Here is a 14,535-nt window from a genome sequence, read left to right on the forward strand (position 1 = left end):
CTGGGATTGAACCAGTGACCCCTACCGTGTCAAGGTAGTGCTCTCCCGCTGAGCTAATCGCGCCTGGTGTGGCGGTCCTGCAGCAGACCCCTAAGGATCCGACGTGCGCGATACTGGGATTGAACCAGTGACCCCTACCGTGTCAAGGTAGTGCTCTCCCGCTGAGCTAATCGCGCCTGGTGTGGCGGTCCTGCAGCAGACCCCTAAGGGCCCGACGTGCGCGATACTGGGATTGAACCAGTGACCCCTACCGTGTCAAGGTAGTGCTCTCCCGCTGAGCTAATCGCGCGGGGAGGTCGTCCGGTGGAACCGGTCGTCCTCTTGGAGGTGGAGACGGGATTTGAACCCGTGTACACGGCTTTGCAGGCCGTTGCCTCGCCTCTCGGCCACTCCACCAGGCAACACACGAAGAACGATCTTACACTGTTCTCCATCGAGCGGACGACGAGATTCGAACTCGCGACCCTCACCTTGGCAAGGTGATGCTCTACCAACTGAGCCACGTCCGCCTGTCTCCCGGGGGCTTCACCGCTTTTCTTCGGCTGCGCTCCCTGGCGACGTGTTGAACTCTAGCGGATTCCCGGGCCAGCTAAAAATCCGTTCCCGCAGCGTGCCGAGGGGATGCCCGCGGAGGGGGGTCCGGCCGGGCCCCGGAGCCGGTCACCGGCCGCCACCTGCGGCGCTCCCGGACGATCATCCGCAGGCCACCTGGCGCACACCCGCGCGACCTCCGGAGCTGCTCACGCCCCCCGGGCCGGACCCGCGCCCCCGACCTACACTTCAGGCACCGCCGCCCAGCACCACCGCGCAGGAGAACCGTGTCCGGCCCGATCGACCCCCGCACCCCGCTCGCCCGCTTCGGCGGCCGCCTGGCCACCGGCCTGCGCGACGTCACCTCGGACCCGGCCGCCCTCGACTCCACCGGCCACTGGGCCGTCGCCTACGACTTCGAGGGCCGGCTGACCTGCGCGCGCTTCGACGAGGTCCGCCCCGCCCCCGCACCGCCCTCGGGAGCGGGCTGGCGCGGACCGGAGGCCGGTGACTGGCAGAGCTCGCTGGACCGGGCCGCCTACACCGCGGGCGTGCGCCGCATACGCGAACACATCGCCGCCGGCGAGGTCTACCAGGCCAACCTCTGTCGGGTCCTCTCCGCGCCGCTGCCCGACCCGGAGCTCAGCGACGTCGACGCCCTCACCGGTCTGCTCGCCCACGGCAACCCCGCGCCCTACGCGGGCACCATCCGGCTCCCCGCGCACGGCGTCGAGATCGCCACCGCCTCGCCCGAGCTCTACCTGCGCCGCACCGGCCGCACCGTCTCCTCGGGGCCGATCAAGGGCACCGGCCGCACCGAGGACGACCTCCTCGACAAGGACCACGCCGAGAACGTGATGATCGTGGACCTGGTCCGCAACGACCTCGGACGGGTCTGCGCCACCGGCAGCGTCACCGTCCCCGACCTCTGTGCCGTCGAGAAGCACCCCGGGCTGGTCCACCTGGTGTCCACCGTCGAGGGCACCCTGCGCGAGGGCGCCGGCTGGCCCGAGCTGCTCGCCGCCACCTTCCCGCCCGGATCGGTCACCGGCGCCCCCAAGTCCAGCGCCCTGCGGATCATCGAGGCCCTGGAGACCGCCCCGCGCGGCCCCTACTGCGGTGCCGTCGGCTGGGTGGACGCCGACCGCGGCGAGGGCGAGCTCGCCGTCGGCATCCGCACCTTCTGGATCGACCGGAGCGACCCGGCGGCCCCCGTGCTGCGCTTCGGGACCGGCGCCGGCATCACCTGGGGCTCCGACCCCGACCGGGAGTGGGCGGAAACCGAACTGAAGGCCGCTCGGCTGGTCGCGATAGCGTCGGGCGGCGAAACCGACCCGACCGGGACGTAAGCCACCCCGACTCCCGCCCTAGGAGCAGCCCTCCATGCAGAACCCCACCACGAGCTGGGTCAACGGGACGCTCGTCGACTCCGCCGACGCCGCCGTCTCGGTCCTCGACCACGGACTCACCACCGGCGACGGGGTCTTCGAGACCATGAAGGCCGTCGACGGACGGGCCTTCGCGGTCACCCGCCACCTCGACCGGCTCACCCGCTCCGCCCGCGGACTCGGCCTGGCCGACCCGGACCGCGACCTGGTCCGCGATGCCTGCGCGCAGGTCCTGGCCGCCAACCCGGTCCCGCTGGGCCGGCTGCGGATCACCTACACCGGTGGCAACGCCCCGCTGGGCTCCGAGCGCGGCACCACCGGCCCCACCCTGGTCGTCGCCCTCGGCGCGATCGACCGCCGCCCGGACGAGACGGCCGTGGCCGTCGTCCCGTGGCGCCGCAACGAGCACAGCGCCGTCGCCGGCCTCAAGACCACCTCCTACGCCGAGAACGTGGTCGCCCTGGCGGCCGCCCACCGCGTCGGTGCCTCCGAGGCCCTCTTCGCCAACACCGCCGGCCGGCTCTGCGAGGGCACCGGCTCGAACGTCTTCGTGGTCATCGGCGGCCGGCTGCTCACCCCGCCGCTCGAGTCGGGCTGCCTGGCCGGCATCACCCGCCGACTGGTGGTCGACTGGTGCGGCGCCGAGGAGGCCGACCTGCCGCTGAGCGCGCTCCAGGACGCCGAGGAGGTCTTCCTGACCTCCACCACCCGCGACGTCCAGGCCGTGACCCGCGTCGACGACCGTGAACTGCCGGGCGTCGGCCCCGTCACCGCCAAGGCGATGGCCGTCTTCGCCGAGCGCAGCGGGGACGACCTCGACCCGTGACCCCGGCGCGTGACTCGGGCCCCGGCCCCGGCCCGTGACTCCGGCCCGGCGACGGACCCGGTGGCCGCACCGCCGACGCGGTCCGGCCACCGGGGTGGAGGGATCCGGGGTAGAGGGATCCGGGCACGGGGAAGGGACCACCACATGACCACGACGCTGCGTCCCGAGGGTCCCGAGACACCCACTGCCGCCGGCGGCCGCACCAGGCGCTGGCAGATCTGCGCCAACGGCCGCCCGGTCGGCGCGCTGCGCACCACTGCCGTCCCGCACGGCTCCCAACTCTGGGGTGAGATATCGGAGTTGGAGGTCAGAGAAGGGCGCGGCCGGGGCCGCGGAACGTTCGGCGCGCTGGCCGCGGAGGAGGTGCTGCGCAGCTGGGGCTGCACCCGGCTGGACGCCAACGTCCCCGAGCCGGCGCGGATCGCCAGGGAGCTGGCCGTCACCCTCGGCTACACCGAGCGGACCAGGAACCTGGCGAAGCGGCTGACGGCGGCCCCGGCCCTCCCGCCCGGCGCCACCGCCCGCCGGATCGGGCAGGCCGAGTTCCCGGCGTGGCTCGACCGGTCCGCCCGGCACTACGTGCGGTCCCTGGTCGACTCCGGGCTGAGCGAGGAGCAGGCCCGCGCGAAGTCGGAGCTGGACCACCTGCGCCAGCTCCCGCAGGGCGCCGACAGCCCGGGCGTCGCGCTGCGCCGGCTGTGCGCGGACGGCACGGAGGAGCCGCTCGGCTCGCTCTGGCTGGACCTCCACCTGCGCGACCTCCCCGACGGCGCGCCGCTCGCCTGGGTGATGGTCGTCGAGGTGTCCCCGGCCCACCGGGGCCGGGGACACGGCCGAACGCTGATGCTGCTGGCCGAACGCGAGTGCCTGGCCGCCGGGGTGCGCGACCTGGGGCTCAACGTCTTCGCCGACAACGAGGTCGCCATCGGGCTCTACGCCTCGCTCGGCTACCGGGTCACCAACCGCCTCTACGGAAAGCCGCTGTGACCGGACGTGGCGTCAGGAGGCCTTCGCCGCCTCGAGGACGGCCTCGATCCGGGCCCGCAGGCCGTCCTGGCTCTGCCCGCCGTCCAGCCGCTCCCGGCCGATGACGTAGGTGGGCGTGCCGGTGATCCCGATCGCCCGGCCCTCGGCCTGGTCGGCGTCGACGGTCAGCATGTGCCGGCCGTCGATCAGCGCGGTGTCGACCTCCTCGACGTCGGCCCCGACCTCCCGGGCGACCTCCAGCAGCACCTGCTGCCCGCGTGCGTCCAGGTCCTCGACCCGGGCCAGCAGCGCCTCCACGAACGGCCACCCCAGCCCCTGCGCGAACGCCTCCTCGGCGGCCTCCGCGGCCGCGTAGGCGTGCTTGTGCTTCTCGAGCGGGAAGTGCCGGACCTCGATGCGCAGCGCGTCGCCGTACGCGGCGCGCAGCGCCCGTACGTCGTCCAGCGCGGTGCGGCAGTCCGGGCACTGGAGGTCGCACCAGAACTCGAGGCGGGGGAGGGAACCATCGATCATCCCCCCAGTGTTCCACTAGTGGGCGCCCGCTCCGGCCGACGGTGCGCCCCGGTGCAGGCCGACAGGGAGGCAGTGATGACCAGGACGACCGGACTCGAAGGGGCGGGCCGGTGCTGACGGCGGCGGTCAGCTTCGTGCTCACCGCCGGCGGGGTGGCCGTGGCCGGTCTGCGGGCCTACCGGCGGCGCTACCTGTCCGCGACCCGCTGGTTCGCGGTGGCCCTGCTGCCCGCCGGGCTCTACCTGACGGGCCTGTTCCCGGTGGCCCGGACGATCGGTGACGAGTTCGCCGACTGGGCGACCAGGCTGGTCTTCGACCCCCGGGTCTGGACGGGCATCGTGCTGCTCGGCGTCTCCGCCGCCCTGCTGGTCGCGACCCGCTGGCTGGGCCGCCGGGGCGCGGCGGACGCGGAGCAGGTGGCCGCACCGGCGCGTCCGGCCGCGGCCGGCCCGGCGGCGGAGCGCCCCGCGGTGGCCCCGGCCGCACCGAAGCGGCCGGCGGCGGGCAAGCGCGACGACGGGCTCGGCGATTTCGCCGACATCGAGGAGATCCTCCGCAAGCGCGGCATCTGACCTCCGGCGCCGGGCGCCTGCGGCGCGGCGGCTCAGGCGGAGGGAACGGCCTCCGCCGACCGCTGCCGCGCCCGGTAGGCGGCGACGTGCAGCCGGTTGCCGCAGGTGCGGCTGTCGCAGTAGCGCCGGGAGCGGTTGCGGGAGAGGTCGACGAAGACCCGGGCGCAGTCCGGCGCCTCGCACCGGCGCAGCCGCTCCCGCTCGCCCGCCATGAGGATGAAGGCCAGCGCCATGCCCAGCTCGGCGGCCAGGTGGTCGCCGAGCGCGGCGTGCGGCGCGAAGTAGTGGATGTGCCAGCCGTGGTGGTCGTGGTTGGTGAGCCGCGGCGTCGTGCCGGCGGCCGCGACGATCCCGTTGACCAGCTCGGCGGCCTCGGCGGTGGACTCCGTCCCGAACACCTCGCGCAGGCGGGTGCGGAGCTCGTGCACCTTGCTCAGGTCGTCGTCGGTCAGCGAGTCGATCTCGCTGATCGCCTGGCCGACCACGAAGGCGTCGAGCGCGGCCACGTCGGGCAGGCGCTCGGTCCCGCAGACCTCGGGCGCGGTGTTGAGCAGCTCGACGAGGATGCTCAGCGCGCACTCGGTGTCATGGGTGATCAGCACGTTGGGGGCTCCTCGCGCAGGGGGCTCCGGTACCCCGCGTCCACGGTTACCCCAGACCATACCGGGCCTTGCGGCAGAAGGGCGGCGCGTTCTTTCGAAGGCGTGTACGGATCTCGTCAGAGCGTCGCAAACCGGGCGGCCGGCGGCCCGCGGGCCGGTGGAACCGACGGCGCCCGGCAGCGAGGCCGGCCACCCGTACGGATGGCCGGCTCCGGTGCCGGGCGCCTGCGGTGTCACTGTCCGCTCCGGTGGGAGCGGGCCGGTCACCGGCCCCGAGACCGCGTCGTGCGCGGCTGAGTCTGCTGCCGTGCCCCCGAGTAGGACGGCTGCGGTGACGGCAGGGGGTACGACCCCGCCGACAGCGGGGCGTGACCGCCTCCGGGTGGGTCAGCTTTCGGCGAGGATGTGGGACAGCTCCCGGTCGAGGTCGAAGTGACGGTGTTCGGTGCCGGGGGGCACCGCGGCGTCCGTCCGCTTGAGGAACGACTCAAGCGCGCGGGCCGGGGCCTCCAGCAGGGCTTCTCCTTCCGGAGAGCTCAGCGCGATGCAGACCACCCCTTGCCCGTGGCTGCGGGACGGCCACACCCGGACGTCGCCGGTACCGGTGGGTCGGTGCAGCCCCTCCGCAAGGAGATCTCGGGCGAACACCCACTCCACGGTCTCGTCGGCGCCCGTGTGGAACGTGGCGTGCACGGCGTAGGGGTCGGCGGTGTCGTAGCGCAGGCCCGCGGGGACGGGCAGTGAGGACTCGCTGGACACGATGAGGCGCAGGTGCAGCTCGCAGCTGACCGTGGTGTTCATAAGCGCCATGGCCTTTCGCTCAGTGTGCGCTCGGGGAATCGCACGTCGGCGAACGGACCATCCCACCCCCAAGACCGATGTAAACCCCTCTGTCCCGATTCGGGCGCGAGTCGTACCCCTTACGGCGCATTGCGGAATCGCGGCGGAGCGGCCGGGGCCCGCATTACCGGGCGCTTCTCGGTTACTTTCCTGGCATGACTGTGCGAAACGACAAGACGGCCGGGAACACGGGAACGGGTGAACCGGATCCGTCGGACGGACCGGCCGGTGCCGGTGCCGGTGCCGACGGCGGCCGGGCGGCCGGCTCCCGGGCCCCGGCGTTCGTCCGCCGTTCGCGCGCGCTGCACCAGGCCTGGCGGGTGGGGGTCTTCACGGCCGGCCTCGCCGTGGTCGTGCTCGGCGTGGTCATGCTGCCGCTGCCCGGCCCCGGCTGGGTGGTGATCTTCCTGGGCATGGGGATCTGGGCCACCGAGTTCGGCTGGGCCCGGTCGGTGCTGCGCTGGACCCGCCGCAAGGTCACCGAGGCGGCCCACCGGGCCATGGACCCGCGGGTGCGCCGCCGCAACCTCACCGTCACCGCCGTCGGCCTCGCCGTGCTCGCGGGGGCCGGCGGCTGGTACCTCGCCCGGTACGGGCTGGCGCTCCCCTGGAGCGGGGGCGGCTGACCGGCCCGGGGGCGGGGGAGGCCGCAGCAGGGGTGTTCGGAGCACCCCCGGGGATGCGGTAATGTTTTCCCTGCACCCGGGCGATTAGCTCAGCGGGAGAGCACTTCGTTCACACCGAAGGGGTCACTGGTTCGATCCCAGTATCGCCCACCGGAATGCATAGTGATACGTGAGGCCCAGCCGATTATCGGCTGGGCCTCACGTGTATTTCCGGAATCCCCGAACGGTGGCCGGTGGGAATGCGACTGAGGATCAGTCATCTTCCGCGCGGAGCGCGAGTTCTGCCGGTGCGCCAGCGTCACCCGGAGGGCGCGAGTTGTACGACGACCGCCAAATGGTGCTACAGTTCTTCTCGTTGCCCGGGCGATTAGCTCAGCGGGAGAGCACTTCGTTCACACCGAAGGGGTCACTGGTTCGATCCCAGTATCGCCCACCGGACAGCACGCAGGCCCTGACCAGGAAACCGGTCAGGGCCTGCGGCGCGTCCGGGCCCGGTTACGCCGCCGCCTCGCAGCCGTGCCCGGGCTCCAGCCGGCGGCCGCAGCCGCACCGGGCCGGGCGCAGCGGCCAGGAGAGGTCCACCCGCTCCGGCGTCCCCGACCGGTCGAACCAGCTCTGCAGGCCCCGCGCCTGCGCCGCGTGCCAGATCGCCTGCCGCAGGTGCAGCTCCGCCGCGGTCAGCCCGCCCAGCGCCGCCGGGTAACGGAACCCGATCCGCCGGGTCAGCGCCAGCGCGGCCGTCGCGTCCGCCGCCGCGTCGTGCGCCCCGGCCAGCTCCACGCCGTAGTGCGCGCACAGGTCGGTCAGCGTCCGCCGGCCCTTGCGGTAGCGGTCCACGTGCTTGTCCAGCACCCGGGGGTCCAGCACCACCAGCCCGGCCGCGCCCAGCCCGCCGGTCAGCGTCAGGCCGTGGTGGCGGCGCAGCTCCCGGTCCAGCAGCGTCAGGTCGTACGGGGCGTTCATCACCACCACCGGGACGCCGGCCCGGGCCTGGGCCGCCAGTGCGCGGGTGACCTCCGCCACCACCACGCCGACCGGCCGCCCGTGCGCGCGGACCTGTTCGTCGGATATGCCGTGCACCGCCCGGGCGCCGTCCGGGATGGGCACGCCCGGATCGGCGAGCCAGGTGGTGGTCCGGACGTCCGCGCCGGGGGCGCACTGGACGACCAGGGCGGCCGAGACGATGCGGTCGGACTCGACGTCCACGCCGGTGGTCTCGGTGTCGAAGGAGGCGAGCGGGCCGGTGTACCAGTGCTGCTGCATGACTGCCCCTCAGGCGAGCGTTCCGCACCCCGGTGATACCCGCTCCTGACGCCCTTTCAACCGTTTGGCGCAGGGCGGACCGGGGATCCTCCGGGGGGACGTCCCGTTCGGTTCCGGACGGGCCCGGAGCCGGGGGAGGCCACGGGGAGATGGCACTGACGCAGCCGCAGCCCGACGGGGCGGCGGCCGTCCTGCGGGGGAACCTCGCGGTCACCGCCTGCATGGAGACGCTGCAGGTCGGCTACCTGCACGCGGTCGCCGCCGCGGCCGGCTGCTCGCTCTCCCAGCCGTTCCCGGACAACGGCATCGACTGGCAGGTCAGCCACGGCTCCCGGGAGCACGAGGTGGACGACGAGGTCACCGTCAAGATCCAGCTCAAGGCCACCCAGCAGATCGCGCCCGGGCCGCCCGGGCCGTTCTTCAGCTTCACCCTGGACAACGACCACCTGCGCAAGCTGGCCCGGGCACGGGTCGCGGTGCCGCGCATCCTGGTCGTGATGCTGCTGCCGCGCCGGGTCGACCACTGGCTGCGGGCCCGCCCGGACGCCCTGGAGCTGCGGCACTGCTGCTACTGGGTCAACCTGGCCGGCCACCCGGTCACCGGGCAGCGGCGCACCAACGTGCGGGTGCCCACCGGAAGGGTCTTCGACGACCGCGCGCTCTGCGACATCATGGCCCGGGTCGGCGCGGGTGAGAGCCCGTGACGGCCGGGCCCCGGCAGCGAGGAGCAGCATCCATGACACCGCCGCACGCACCGGACGGCCCGGCCCCGGCCCTGCCCGACCCGGCCGCCGTCGACCCGGCGGTGCTCGCCACCCTGCTGGCCCGGCACGGCTGGGTCCGGCGGGGCGGCCCCGCCGCGCGCTACGGACGCTGGACGCCCCCGGAGGACGAGCCCGGCACCAGCCTGCTCGTCCCCGCCGGGGACGGCTTCGACGACGCCGTCGACCTCCTCGCCGACGCCGTCACCGCGCTGTCCCGGTCCGCCACCCCCTCCGCCCGAGCCGTCCTCCGGGCCCTCGCGGTGCCCGGCGACGAGCTGCGCTGGCACCGTGAACTGCCCGGACCGGCCGGGGCCGCCCCCTGGGCGGAGGCCGAGCGGCTGCGGGGCGCCGCCCGGGCGATGCTCGCCGCCGGCGCCAAGGCCGCCCGGAGCACGGCCGCCTACTTCGGGGCGCGGCTGGACGACCACGCCGCGGACTTCCTGGACCGGGTCCTGGTCGTCGAACAGGGCACCGACCTGACCGCCCACACCCCCGCCCCCGAGGGCCGGGCCGCCGTCACCACGCTGGTGCGGGCCCTGGAGGCGCTGCGCGACGCCGTCGACTACCGGCGGGTCAGCGGCGGGTCCGACGTCTTCGAGAACGCCGTCGGGGCCGGGGTCAGCCGGGAGCTGGTGCAGTCCGTCGAGGAGCTGGTCCGCGGCACGACGGCGGCCCGGCTCGCGGTCGCCTGGTCGGCCGCCGCCGGGACGCCGGGCGGGTTCGGCGACCGCCGGATCGTCCTCGAGTTCTCGCCCGGCGACCTGCCCGCCCTCGCCGAGGCGGCCGACCTGCTGGAGCGGATCGAGCCCGCGGTGGCGGTCACCGTCGTCGGCGTGGTCGTCCGGCTCAAGCGCGCCGGCCCGACGGGGCCGGGCGCGGTGCGGCTGCGCGTCCTCGGCGGCGCGGAGGTCCGCGAGCTCAAGCTCCGCCTGCCCGACCCGGACTACCGGATCGCCGCCGAGGCCCACCTCGCGGGCCTGCCGGTCCGGGTCTCCGGCCGGCTCGAACGGCACGGCGCCTTCCGCCGGCTGACCCGGCCGCACGGCCTGGAACCCTGCGGCTGGGAGGACGCCGAGCGCGAGCGGCTGCTGAAGTCCCTCGGGGACGGGCGGGGGGAGGGCCCGGGCGAAGGGGGAGAGGGGGCGTAGGTGCGCGGCGGGGGTGACGCTCTCGGTACCATCGTCACGCGCAGCGCAGTGTTGCGTCCTCTGAATCCAGCACGTCAGGAGAGACCGGTGACGGACGTCCGGGTAATCATCAGCCGCGAACCCGATCGGGAAGAGCGCGTGGTGACGACGGGCACCACGGCCGCCGAGCTCTTCGCCGACGACCGCTCGATCATCGCCGCCCGCGTCGGCGGCCAGCTCAAGGACCTCGCGTACGTCCTGCAGGACGGCGAGGAGGTCGAGCCGGTCGAGATCGGCAGCAAGGACGGCCTCGACATCCTGCGCCACTCCACCGCGCACGTCATGGCCCAGGCCGTGCAGCAGCTCTTCCCGGAGGCCAAGCTCGGCATCGGCCCGCCGGTGAAGGACGGCTTCTACTACGACTTCGACGTCGAGAAGCCCTTCCACCCCGATGACCTCAAGGCCATCGAGAAGAAGATGCAGGAGATCATCAAGCGCGGGCAGAGGTTCTCCCGCCGCGTGGTCACCGACGAGTCCGCCCGCGAGGAGCTGGCCGCCGAGCCGTTCAAGCTGGAGCTGATCGGCCTCAAGGGCTCCGCCGCCACCGCCGGCGAGGGCGCCGACGTCGAGGTGGGCGCCGGCGAGCTCACCATCTACGACAACCTGGACGCCAAGACCGGCGAGCAGTGCTGGGGCGACCTCTGCCGCGGCCCGCACCTGCCCAGCACCCGGCACATCCCGGCGTTCAAGCTGATGCGCAACGCGGCCGCCTACTGGCGCGGCAGCGAGAAGAACCCGATGCTGCAGCGCATCTACGGCACCGCGTGGCCGAGCAAGGACGAGCTGAAGGCCCACCTGGACTTCCTCGTCGAGGCGGAGAAGCGCGACCACCGCAAGCTCGGCAACGAGCTCGATCTCTTCTCCATCCCGGAGGAGATCGGCTCCGGCCTCGCGGTCTTCCACCCCAAGGGCGGCGTCATCCGCCGGGCCATGGAGGACTACTCGCGCAAGCGGCACGAGGAGGAGGGCTACGAGTTCGTCTACACCCCGCACGCCACCAAGGGGAAGCTCTTCGAGAAGAGCGGCCACCTCGACTGGTACGCGGACGGTATGTACCCGCCCATGCAGCTCGACGAGGGCGTGGACTACTACCTCAAGCCGATGAACTGCCCGATGCACAACCTGATCTTCGACGCGCGCGGCCGCTCGTACCGTGAACTGCCGCTGCGCCTCTTCGAGTTCGGGACGGTGTACCGCTACGAGAAGTCCGGCGTGGTGCACGGCCTGACCCGCGCCCGCGGCTTCACGCAGGACGACGCGCACATCTACTGCACTCGCGAGCAGATGGCCGAGGAGCTCGACTCCACGCTGACCTTCGTGCTCAACCTGCTCCGCGACTACGGTCTGACCGACTTCTACCTGGAGCTGTCGACCAAGGACCCGGAGAAGTTCGTCGGCAGCGACGAGGCCTGGGAGGAGGCCACCGCCGTCCTGGCGAGCGTGGCCGAGAAGCAGGGCCTGCCGCTGGTCCCGGACCCGGGCGGCGCGGCCTTCTACGGCCCGAAGATCTCGGTGCAGGCGCGCGACGCCATCGGCCGCACCTGGCAGATGTCGACCATCCAGCTCGACTTCAACCTGCCGGAGCGGTTCGACCTCGAGTACACCGGGGCGGACGGCTCGCGCCAGCGGCCGGTCATGATCCACCGCGCCCTCTTCGGTTCGATCGAGCGCTTCTTCGCGGTGCTGCTGGAGCACTACGCCGGCGCCATGCCGCCGTGGCTGGCCCCGGTCACCGTCACCGGCATCCCGATCACCGACGAGCACGTGCCGTACCTGCTCGACGTCGCGGCGGAGCTGAAGAAGCACGGGGTCCGGGTCGAGGTGGACACCTCCGACGACCGCATGCAGAAGAAGATCCGCAACGCCCAGAAGAGCAAGGTCCCGTTCATGCTCATCGCCGGTAACGACGACGTCGAGGCGGGCGCGGTGTCCTTCCGCTACCGCAACGGCGAGCAGAAGAACGGCGTCCCGGTGGCGGACGCGGTGCAGGAGATCGTCGAGGCGGTGCGGAGCCGGATCCAGGTGTGATCCGCTGGCACGACCGTCACGCGCGGGGCAGGCTCTCGACGAGTCTGCCCCGCGCGGCTTTGCAAGCACCGCCGGGCGAATATGCTGATCAGCATGACGACTGAGCCGGAACTGCAGCGGGGCGTCGGTGAGCCGGACGGCTTCCGCCGCCTGTGGACCCCCCATCGGATGGCGTACATCCAGGGTGAGAACAAGCCCACCGGCCCGGCTCCGGACGACGGTTGCCCGTTCTGCTCGATCCCCTCGCTGAGCGACGAGGACGGCCTGGTCATCGCCCGGGGGAGCGCCGTCTTCGCGGTGCTGAACCTGTACCCGTACAACGGCGGCCACTTGATGGTCGTCCCGTACCGGCACGTGGCGGACTACACCGACCTGGACGAGGCGGAGACGGCCGAGCTGGCCGACTTCACCAAGCGGGCGATGACCGCGCTGCGGGCCGCCTCGGGCGCGCACGGGTTCAACATCGGGATGAACCAGGGCGCGGCGGCGGGGGCCGGGATCGCCGCGCACCTGCACCAGCACGTGGTGCCGCGCTGGGGCGGCGACACCAACTTCATGCCGGTGGTCGGCCACACCAAGGTGCTGCCGCAGCTGCTGGCGGACACCCGCAAGATGCTGGCCGAGGCCTGGCCGCAGGACTGACCGCGGCGTTCCGCGACCGGCCCGGCCGGCCGGAACGCCGGAAGGGGCCCGCCACCGTCGATCCGGTGGCGGGCCCCTCCGTGTTGTCGGTCGTACGGGCGCCTGCGCGGCCTACTCGAACTGGTCGACCCTGTACGGGCGGGTGCCCTGCGCCTCGGACTTGATGATCGAGGCGCGGTTCTTGAAGCGCTCGGTGTCCAGGTCGTGCTCCTCCAGGAACTCCAGCGTGGCGGCGTGCACCGCGCCGAGCACCGGGACGGAGGCGTTGAGCGCGTTGTCCGTCATGAAGCGGCTGCCCCACGGCGGGCTGGCCCAGGCGTGCCGGAAGCCGAACGGCTCGGGCAAGCCCATGCCGCCGCCGAGCCAGGCGAGCAGCCCGGGGGCCCGGGTGAAGGGCGCGCGCAGGGCCTGGCGCACCACCTCGTCGTTGTCGATCAGGGGGAGCTGGACGGTGCGCTCCTCCCAGAACTTGCCGGTCTTCTGGACGGTCTTCTCCTTGGGCGCCGGCTTGTCGCCGAAGACGCCGTTGACCGGGCCGAGCGCGTAGCCGGCGACGGTGACCGTGAGGGTGTTGGCGAGCAGGGTCACCGTGATGGTGAAGGTGATGATCAGCTTGCCGTCGAAGGTGATGAACTGGGTGGCCAGGTAGTGCCGGGGGCCGCCGCCGGCGAAGGTCTGCTTGTCGGCGATGGTCTGCAGGGCGAAGTCGCGCATCCGGTCGCCGTCCATGTCGGCGTTGCCGGGGCGGGAGATCTCGTCGGCGTTCTCGCCGATCTCCATGACCGCCCACTGCTTGACCGTGATGTTGGTCATCCCGCTGTTGGCGACCTCGCTGACGGCGAGCCCCTTGAGGTGCGAGGAGATCTTCCGGACGAGGTCCCAGGGGTGGAAGGCGCGGAAGTCGGAGTGGCCCTCGGCGGGGCGCATCACGTCGACCAGGCGCCACTCGCCCCAGCGCCGGCCGATGCCGAGGATGCCCTTGGGCCCGGCGTAGTGCTGGATGTTGGTCTCCTGCTCGCCGTCCATCCGGGCGAGCCGGTCGCGCAGGTCGACGGCCTTCTTGTCGAGGTCGTCGCGGGGGACGGCCTTGGCGACGCTGGCGGCGACGGCGTTGCCCTCGACCAGGGCCTGCCAGCGCGCGCGGAGGTCCTTGGTGGACTGCAGCACGATGCGCCGGGCGAGGATCCAGCCGATGATCGGCGGGACCATGGCGATCCGCAGGTAGACGCCGAGCGGGCCCTGGACGGGCGGCTTGACCAGCACCAGCACGGACACCACGGCCGCGGCCAGCAGGGCGAGGCTGCCGTAGAGCTCGTCCTGGAGGGCCTTCCCCTTCATGAGGTAGATCCGCAGGTAGAACGCGCCGACCCAGAGCAGGGTGCCGGGCAGTGCGAGCAGGCCGAAGAGCAGCGTGACCACCGTCAGCCTGCGGTCCCGCGCGGCGCGCAACTCCTGTGCGGCGAGGCAGTGTTCGACGATCTGGCGGGTGTCGGTGCCGAACGAGGGCACGATCGGCTTGCGCCCGGCGCCCACCGTGCGGGCGATCACGGCGGCGCTGAACGCCTCGCCGAGATTGGCCTCGAAGAGCTTGAACCGGGGCTTCTTGTGGGTCGCGGCGGTGACCTTGCCGACGAAGTCCTCGATCTTGCCGTCGCGGTACGCGACCGAGGAGAGCGCCTGGGTGACTCCGGTCTGCGGCCCGGCGTCCGTCCGGGGTATCTGCGCACCCGGGGTCATGTCGAGTGTGGTCACGGTGGCGACCCTCC

The 14,535-nt window shown here is 72.9% G+C and carries 14 protein-coding genes and 6 tRNA genes; 11 read left to right on the top strand and 9 right to left on the bottom strand.

What is annotated here, in order from left to right; genetic code table 11:
* Positions 1-104: 104 nt before the first annotated feature.
* From AB0N04_RS15710 to AB0N04_RS15725, 4 genes are all read right to left on the bottom strand, one after another.
* Positions 105-176, bottom strand: a tRNA-Val gene (locus AB0N04_RS15710).
* Between the two features lie 41 nt (positions 177-217).
* Positions 218-289 (bottom strand) — tRNA-Val (locus AB0N04_RS15715).
* 33 nt (positions 290-322) lie between these two features.
* Positions 323-396, bottom strand: a tRNA-Cys gene (locus AB0N04_RS15720).
* 40 nt (positions 397-436) lie between these two features.
* Positions 437-509: transfer RNA gene (locus AB0N04_RS15725), tRNA-Gly, on the bottom strand.
* 309 nt (positions 510-818) lie between these two features.
* On the opposite strand from AB0N04_RS15725, the gene AB0N04_RS15730 reads away from it, so the two are divergent.
* The 3 genes from AB0N04_RS15730 (at position 819) to AB0N04_RS15740 (ending at position 3,732) form a co-directional block, all read left to right on the top strand.
* The gene (locus AB0N04_RS15730; RefSeq protein WP_360208822.1) at positions 819-1,880 is read left to right on the top strand and encodes a chorismate-binding protein; all 1,062 of its coding nucleotides are present in this window, start codon (positions 819-821) and stop codon (positions 1,878-1,880) included.
* A gap of 34 nt (positions 1,881-1,914) precedes the next feature.
* Entirely contained in the window at positions 1,915-2,745 is an 831-nt protein-coding gene (locus AB0N04_RS15735) for an aminodeoxychorismate lyase (RefSeq protein WP_360208825.1), read from the top strand.
* 144 nt (positions 2,746-2,889) lie between these two features.
* On the top strand, positions 2,890-3,732 hold the full coding sequence (locus AB0N04_RS15740) for a GNAT family N-acetyltransferase (RefSeq protein ID WP_360208828.1): 843 nt from the start codon (positions 2,890-2,892) through the stop codon (positions 3,730-3,732).
* A gap of 12 nt (positions 3,733-3,744) precedes the next feature.
* Here the strand turns inward: AB0N04_RS15740 and AB0N04_RS15745 are convergent, their stop codons facing one another.
* Positions 3,745-4,245, bottom strand: coding sequence for a DsbA family protein (locus AB0N04_RS15745; protein WP_360208831.1), 501 nt, complete (start codon positions 4,243-4,245; stop codon positions 3,745-3,747).
* A gap of 110 nt (positions 4,246-4,355) precedes the next feature.
* Here AB0N04_RS15745 and AB0N04_RS15750 point away from each other — a divergent pair, with 110 nt between their 5' ends.
* Positions 4,356-4,817, top strand: coding sequence for a hypothetical protein (locus AB0N04_RS15750; RefSeq protein WP_360208833.1), 462 nt, complete (start codon positions 4,356-4,358; stop codon positions 4,815-4,817).
* A gap of 32 nt (positions 4,818-4,849) precedes the next feature.
* On the opposite strand, the gene AB0N04_RS15755 is transcribed toward AB0N04_RS15750, so the two are convergent.
* Together AB0N04_RS15755 and AB0N04_RS15760 are read right to left on the bottom strand one after the other, a co-directional pair.
* The gene (locus AB0N04_RS15755; RefSeq protein ID WP_360208835.1) at positions 4,850-5,419 is read right to left on the bottom strand and encodes a CGNR zinc finger domain-containing protein; all 570 of its coding nucleotides are present in this window, start codon (positions 5,417-5,419) and stop codon (positions 4,850-4,852) included.
* A 387-nt stretch (positions 5,420-5,806) separates the two neighbouring features.
* Positions 5,807-6,220 (bottom strand): SsgA family sporulation/cell division regulator, encoded by a 414-nt coding sequence (locus AB0N04_RS15760; protein ID WP_030056266.1) that lies wholly within the window; start codon positions 6,218-6,220, stop codon positions 5,807-5,809.
* 194 nt (positions 6,221-6,414) lie between these two features.
* Here AB0N04_RS15760 and AB0N04_RS15765 point away from each other — a divergent pair, with 194 nt between their 5' ends.
* From AB0N04_RS15765 to AB0N04_RS15775, 3 genes are all read left to right on the top strand, one after another.
* Positions 6,415-6,885 (top strand): TIGR02611 family protein, encoded by a 471-nt coding sequence (locus AB0N04_RS15765; protein ID WP_360208838.1) that lies wholly within the window; start codon positions 6,415-6,417, stop codon positions 6,883-6,885.
* 78 nt (positions 6,886-6,963) lie between these two features.
* Positions 6,964-7,035: transfer RNA gene (locus AB0N04_RS15770), tRNA-Val, on the top strand.
* Positions 7,036-7,246: 211 nt separating this feature from the next.
* Positions 7,247-7,318 (top strand) — tRNA-Val (locus AB0N04_RS15775).
* A 62-nt stretch (positions 7,319-7,380) separates the two neighbouring features.
* Here AB0N04_RS15775 and AB0N04_RS15780 read toward each other — a convergent pair.
* Positions 7,381-8,148 (bottom strand): exonuclease domain-containing protein, encoded by a 768-nt coding sequence (locus AB0N04_RS15780; protein ID WP_360208841.1) that lies wholly within the window; start codon positions 8,146-8,148, stop codon positions 7,381-7,383.
* Between the two features lie 149 nt (positions 8,149-8,297).
* On the opposite strand from AB0N04_RS15780, the gene AB0N04_RS15785 reads away from it, so the two are divergent.
* From AB0N04_RS15785 to AB0N04_RS15800, 4 genes are all read left to right on the top strand, one after another.
* Entirely contained in the window at positions 8,298-8,852 is a 555-nt protein-coding gene (locus tag AB0N04_RS15785) for a DUF4365 domain-containing protein (RefSeq protein ID WP_360208844.1), read from the top strand.
* A gap of 32 nt (positions 8,853-8,884) precedes the next feature.
* The gene (locus AB0N04_RS15790; RefSeq protein WP_360208846.1) at positions 8,885-10,060 is read left to right on the top strand and encodes a hypothetical protein; all 1,176 of its coding nucleotides are present in this window, start codon (positions 8,885-8,887) and stop codon (positions 10,058-10,060) included.
* A gap of 87 nt (positions 10,061-10,147) precedes the next feature.
* Positions 10,148-12,127, top strand: coding sequence for a threonine--tRNA ligase (gene thrS, locus AB0N04_RS15795; protein WP_360208848.1), 1,980 nt, complete (start codon positions 10,148-10,150; stop codon positions 12,125-12,127).
* An 81-nt stretch (positions 12,128-12,208) separates the two neighbouring features.
* Positions 12,209-12,769 carry an HIT domain-containing protein gene (locus AB0N04_RS15800; protein ID WP_360208851.1) on the top strand — a complete coding sequence of 187 codons (561 nt, stop codon included), beginning with the start codon at positions 12,209-12,211 and terminating at the stop codon, positions 12,767-12,769.
* Between the two features lie 111 nt (positions 12,770-12,880).
* Here AB0N04_RS15800 and AB0N04_RS15805 read toward each other — a convergent pair whose 3' ends face one another.
* The gene (locus AB0N04_RS15805; protein WP_360208854.1) at positions 12,881-14,521 is read right to left on the bottom strand and encodes a hypothetical protein; all 1,641 of its coding nucleotides are present in this window, start codon (positions 14,519-14,521) and stop codon (positions 12,881-12,883) included.
* Positions 14,522-14,535 lie beyond the last annotated feature (14 nt).

The sequence above is a fragment of the Kitasatospora sp. NPDC051702 genome (genome assembly GCF_040681575.1).
GTDB lineage: Bacteria > Actinomycetota > Actinomycetes > Streptomycetales > Streptomycetaceae > Kitasatospora.

Excerpts from the sequence above, each read along its gene's own strand:
- AB0N04_RS15780 (WP_360208841.1), bottom strand. The coding sequence starts at position 8,148 with ATGCAGCAGCACTGGTACACCGGCCCGCTCGCCTCCTTCGACACCGAG.
- AB0N04_RS15760 (WP_030056266.1), bottom strand. The coding sequence starts at position 6,220 with ATGAACACCACGGTCAGCTGCGAGCTGCACCTGCGCCTCATCGTGTCC.
- AB0N04_RS15785 (WP_360208844.1), top strand. The coding sequence starts at position 8,298 with ATGGCACTGACGCAGCCGCAGCCCGACGGGGCGGCGGCCGTCCTGCGG.
- AB0N04_RS15800 (WP_360208851.1), top strand. The coding sequence starts at position 12,209 with ATGCTGATCAGCATGACGACTGAGCCGGAACTGCAGCGGGGCGTCGGT.
- AB0N04_RS15745 (WP_360208831.1), bottom strand. The coding sequence starts at position 4,245 with ATGATCGATGGTTCCCTCCCCCGCCTCGAGTTCTGGTGCGACCTCCAG.
- AB0N04_RS15735 (WP_360208825.1), top strand. The coding sequence starts at position 1,915 with ATGCAGAACCCCACCACGAGCTGGGTCAACGGGACGCTCGTCGACTCC.
- AB0N04_RS15790 (WP_360208846.1), top strand. The coding sequence starts at position 8,885 with ATGACACCGCCGCACGCACCGGACGGCCCGGCCCCGGCCCTGCCCGAC.
- AB0N04_RS15740 (WP_360208828.1), top strand. The coding sequence starts at position 2,890 with ATGACCACGACGCTGCGTCCCGAGGGTCCCGAGACACCCACTGCCGCC.
- AB0N04_RS15765 (WP_360208838.1), top strand. The coding sequence starts at position 6,415 with ATGACTGTGCGAAACGACAAGACGGCCGGGAACACGGGAACGGGTGAA.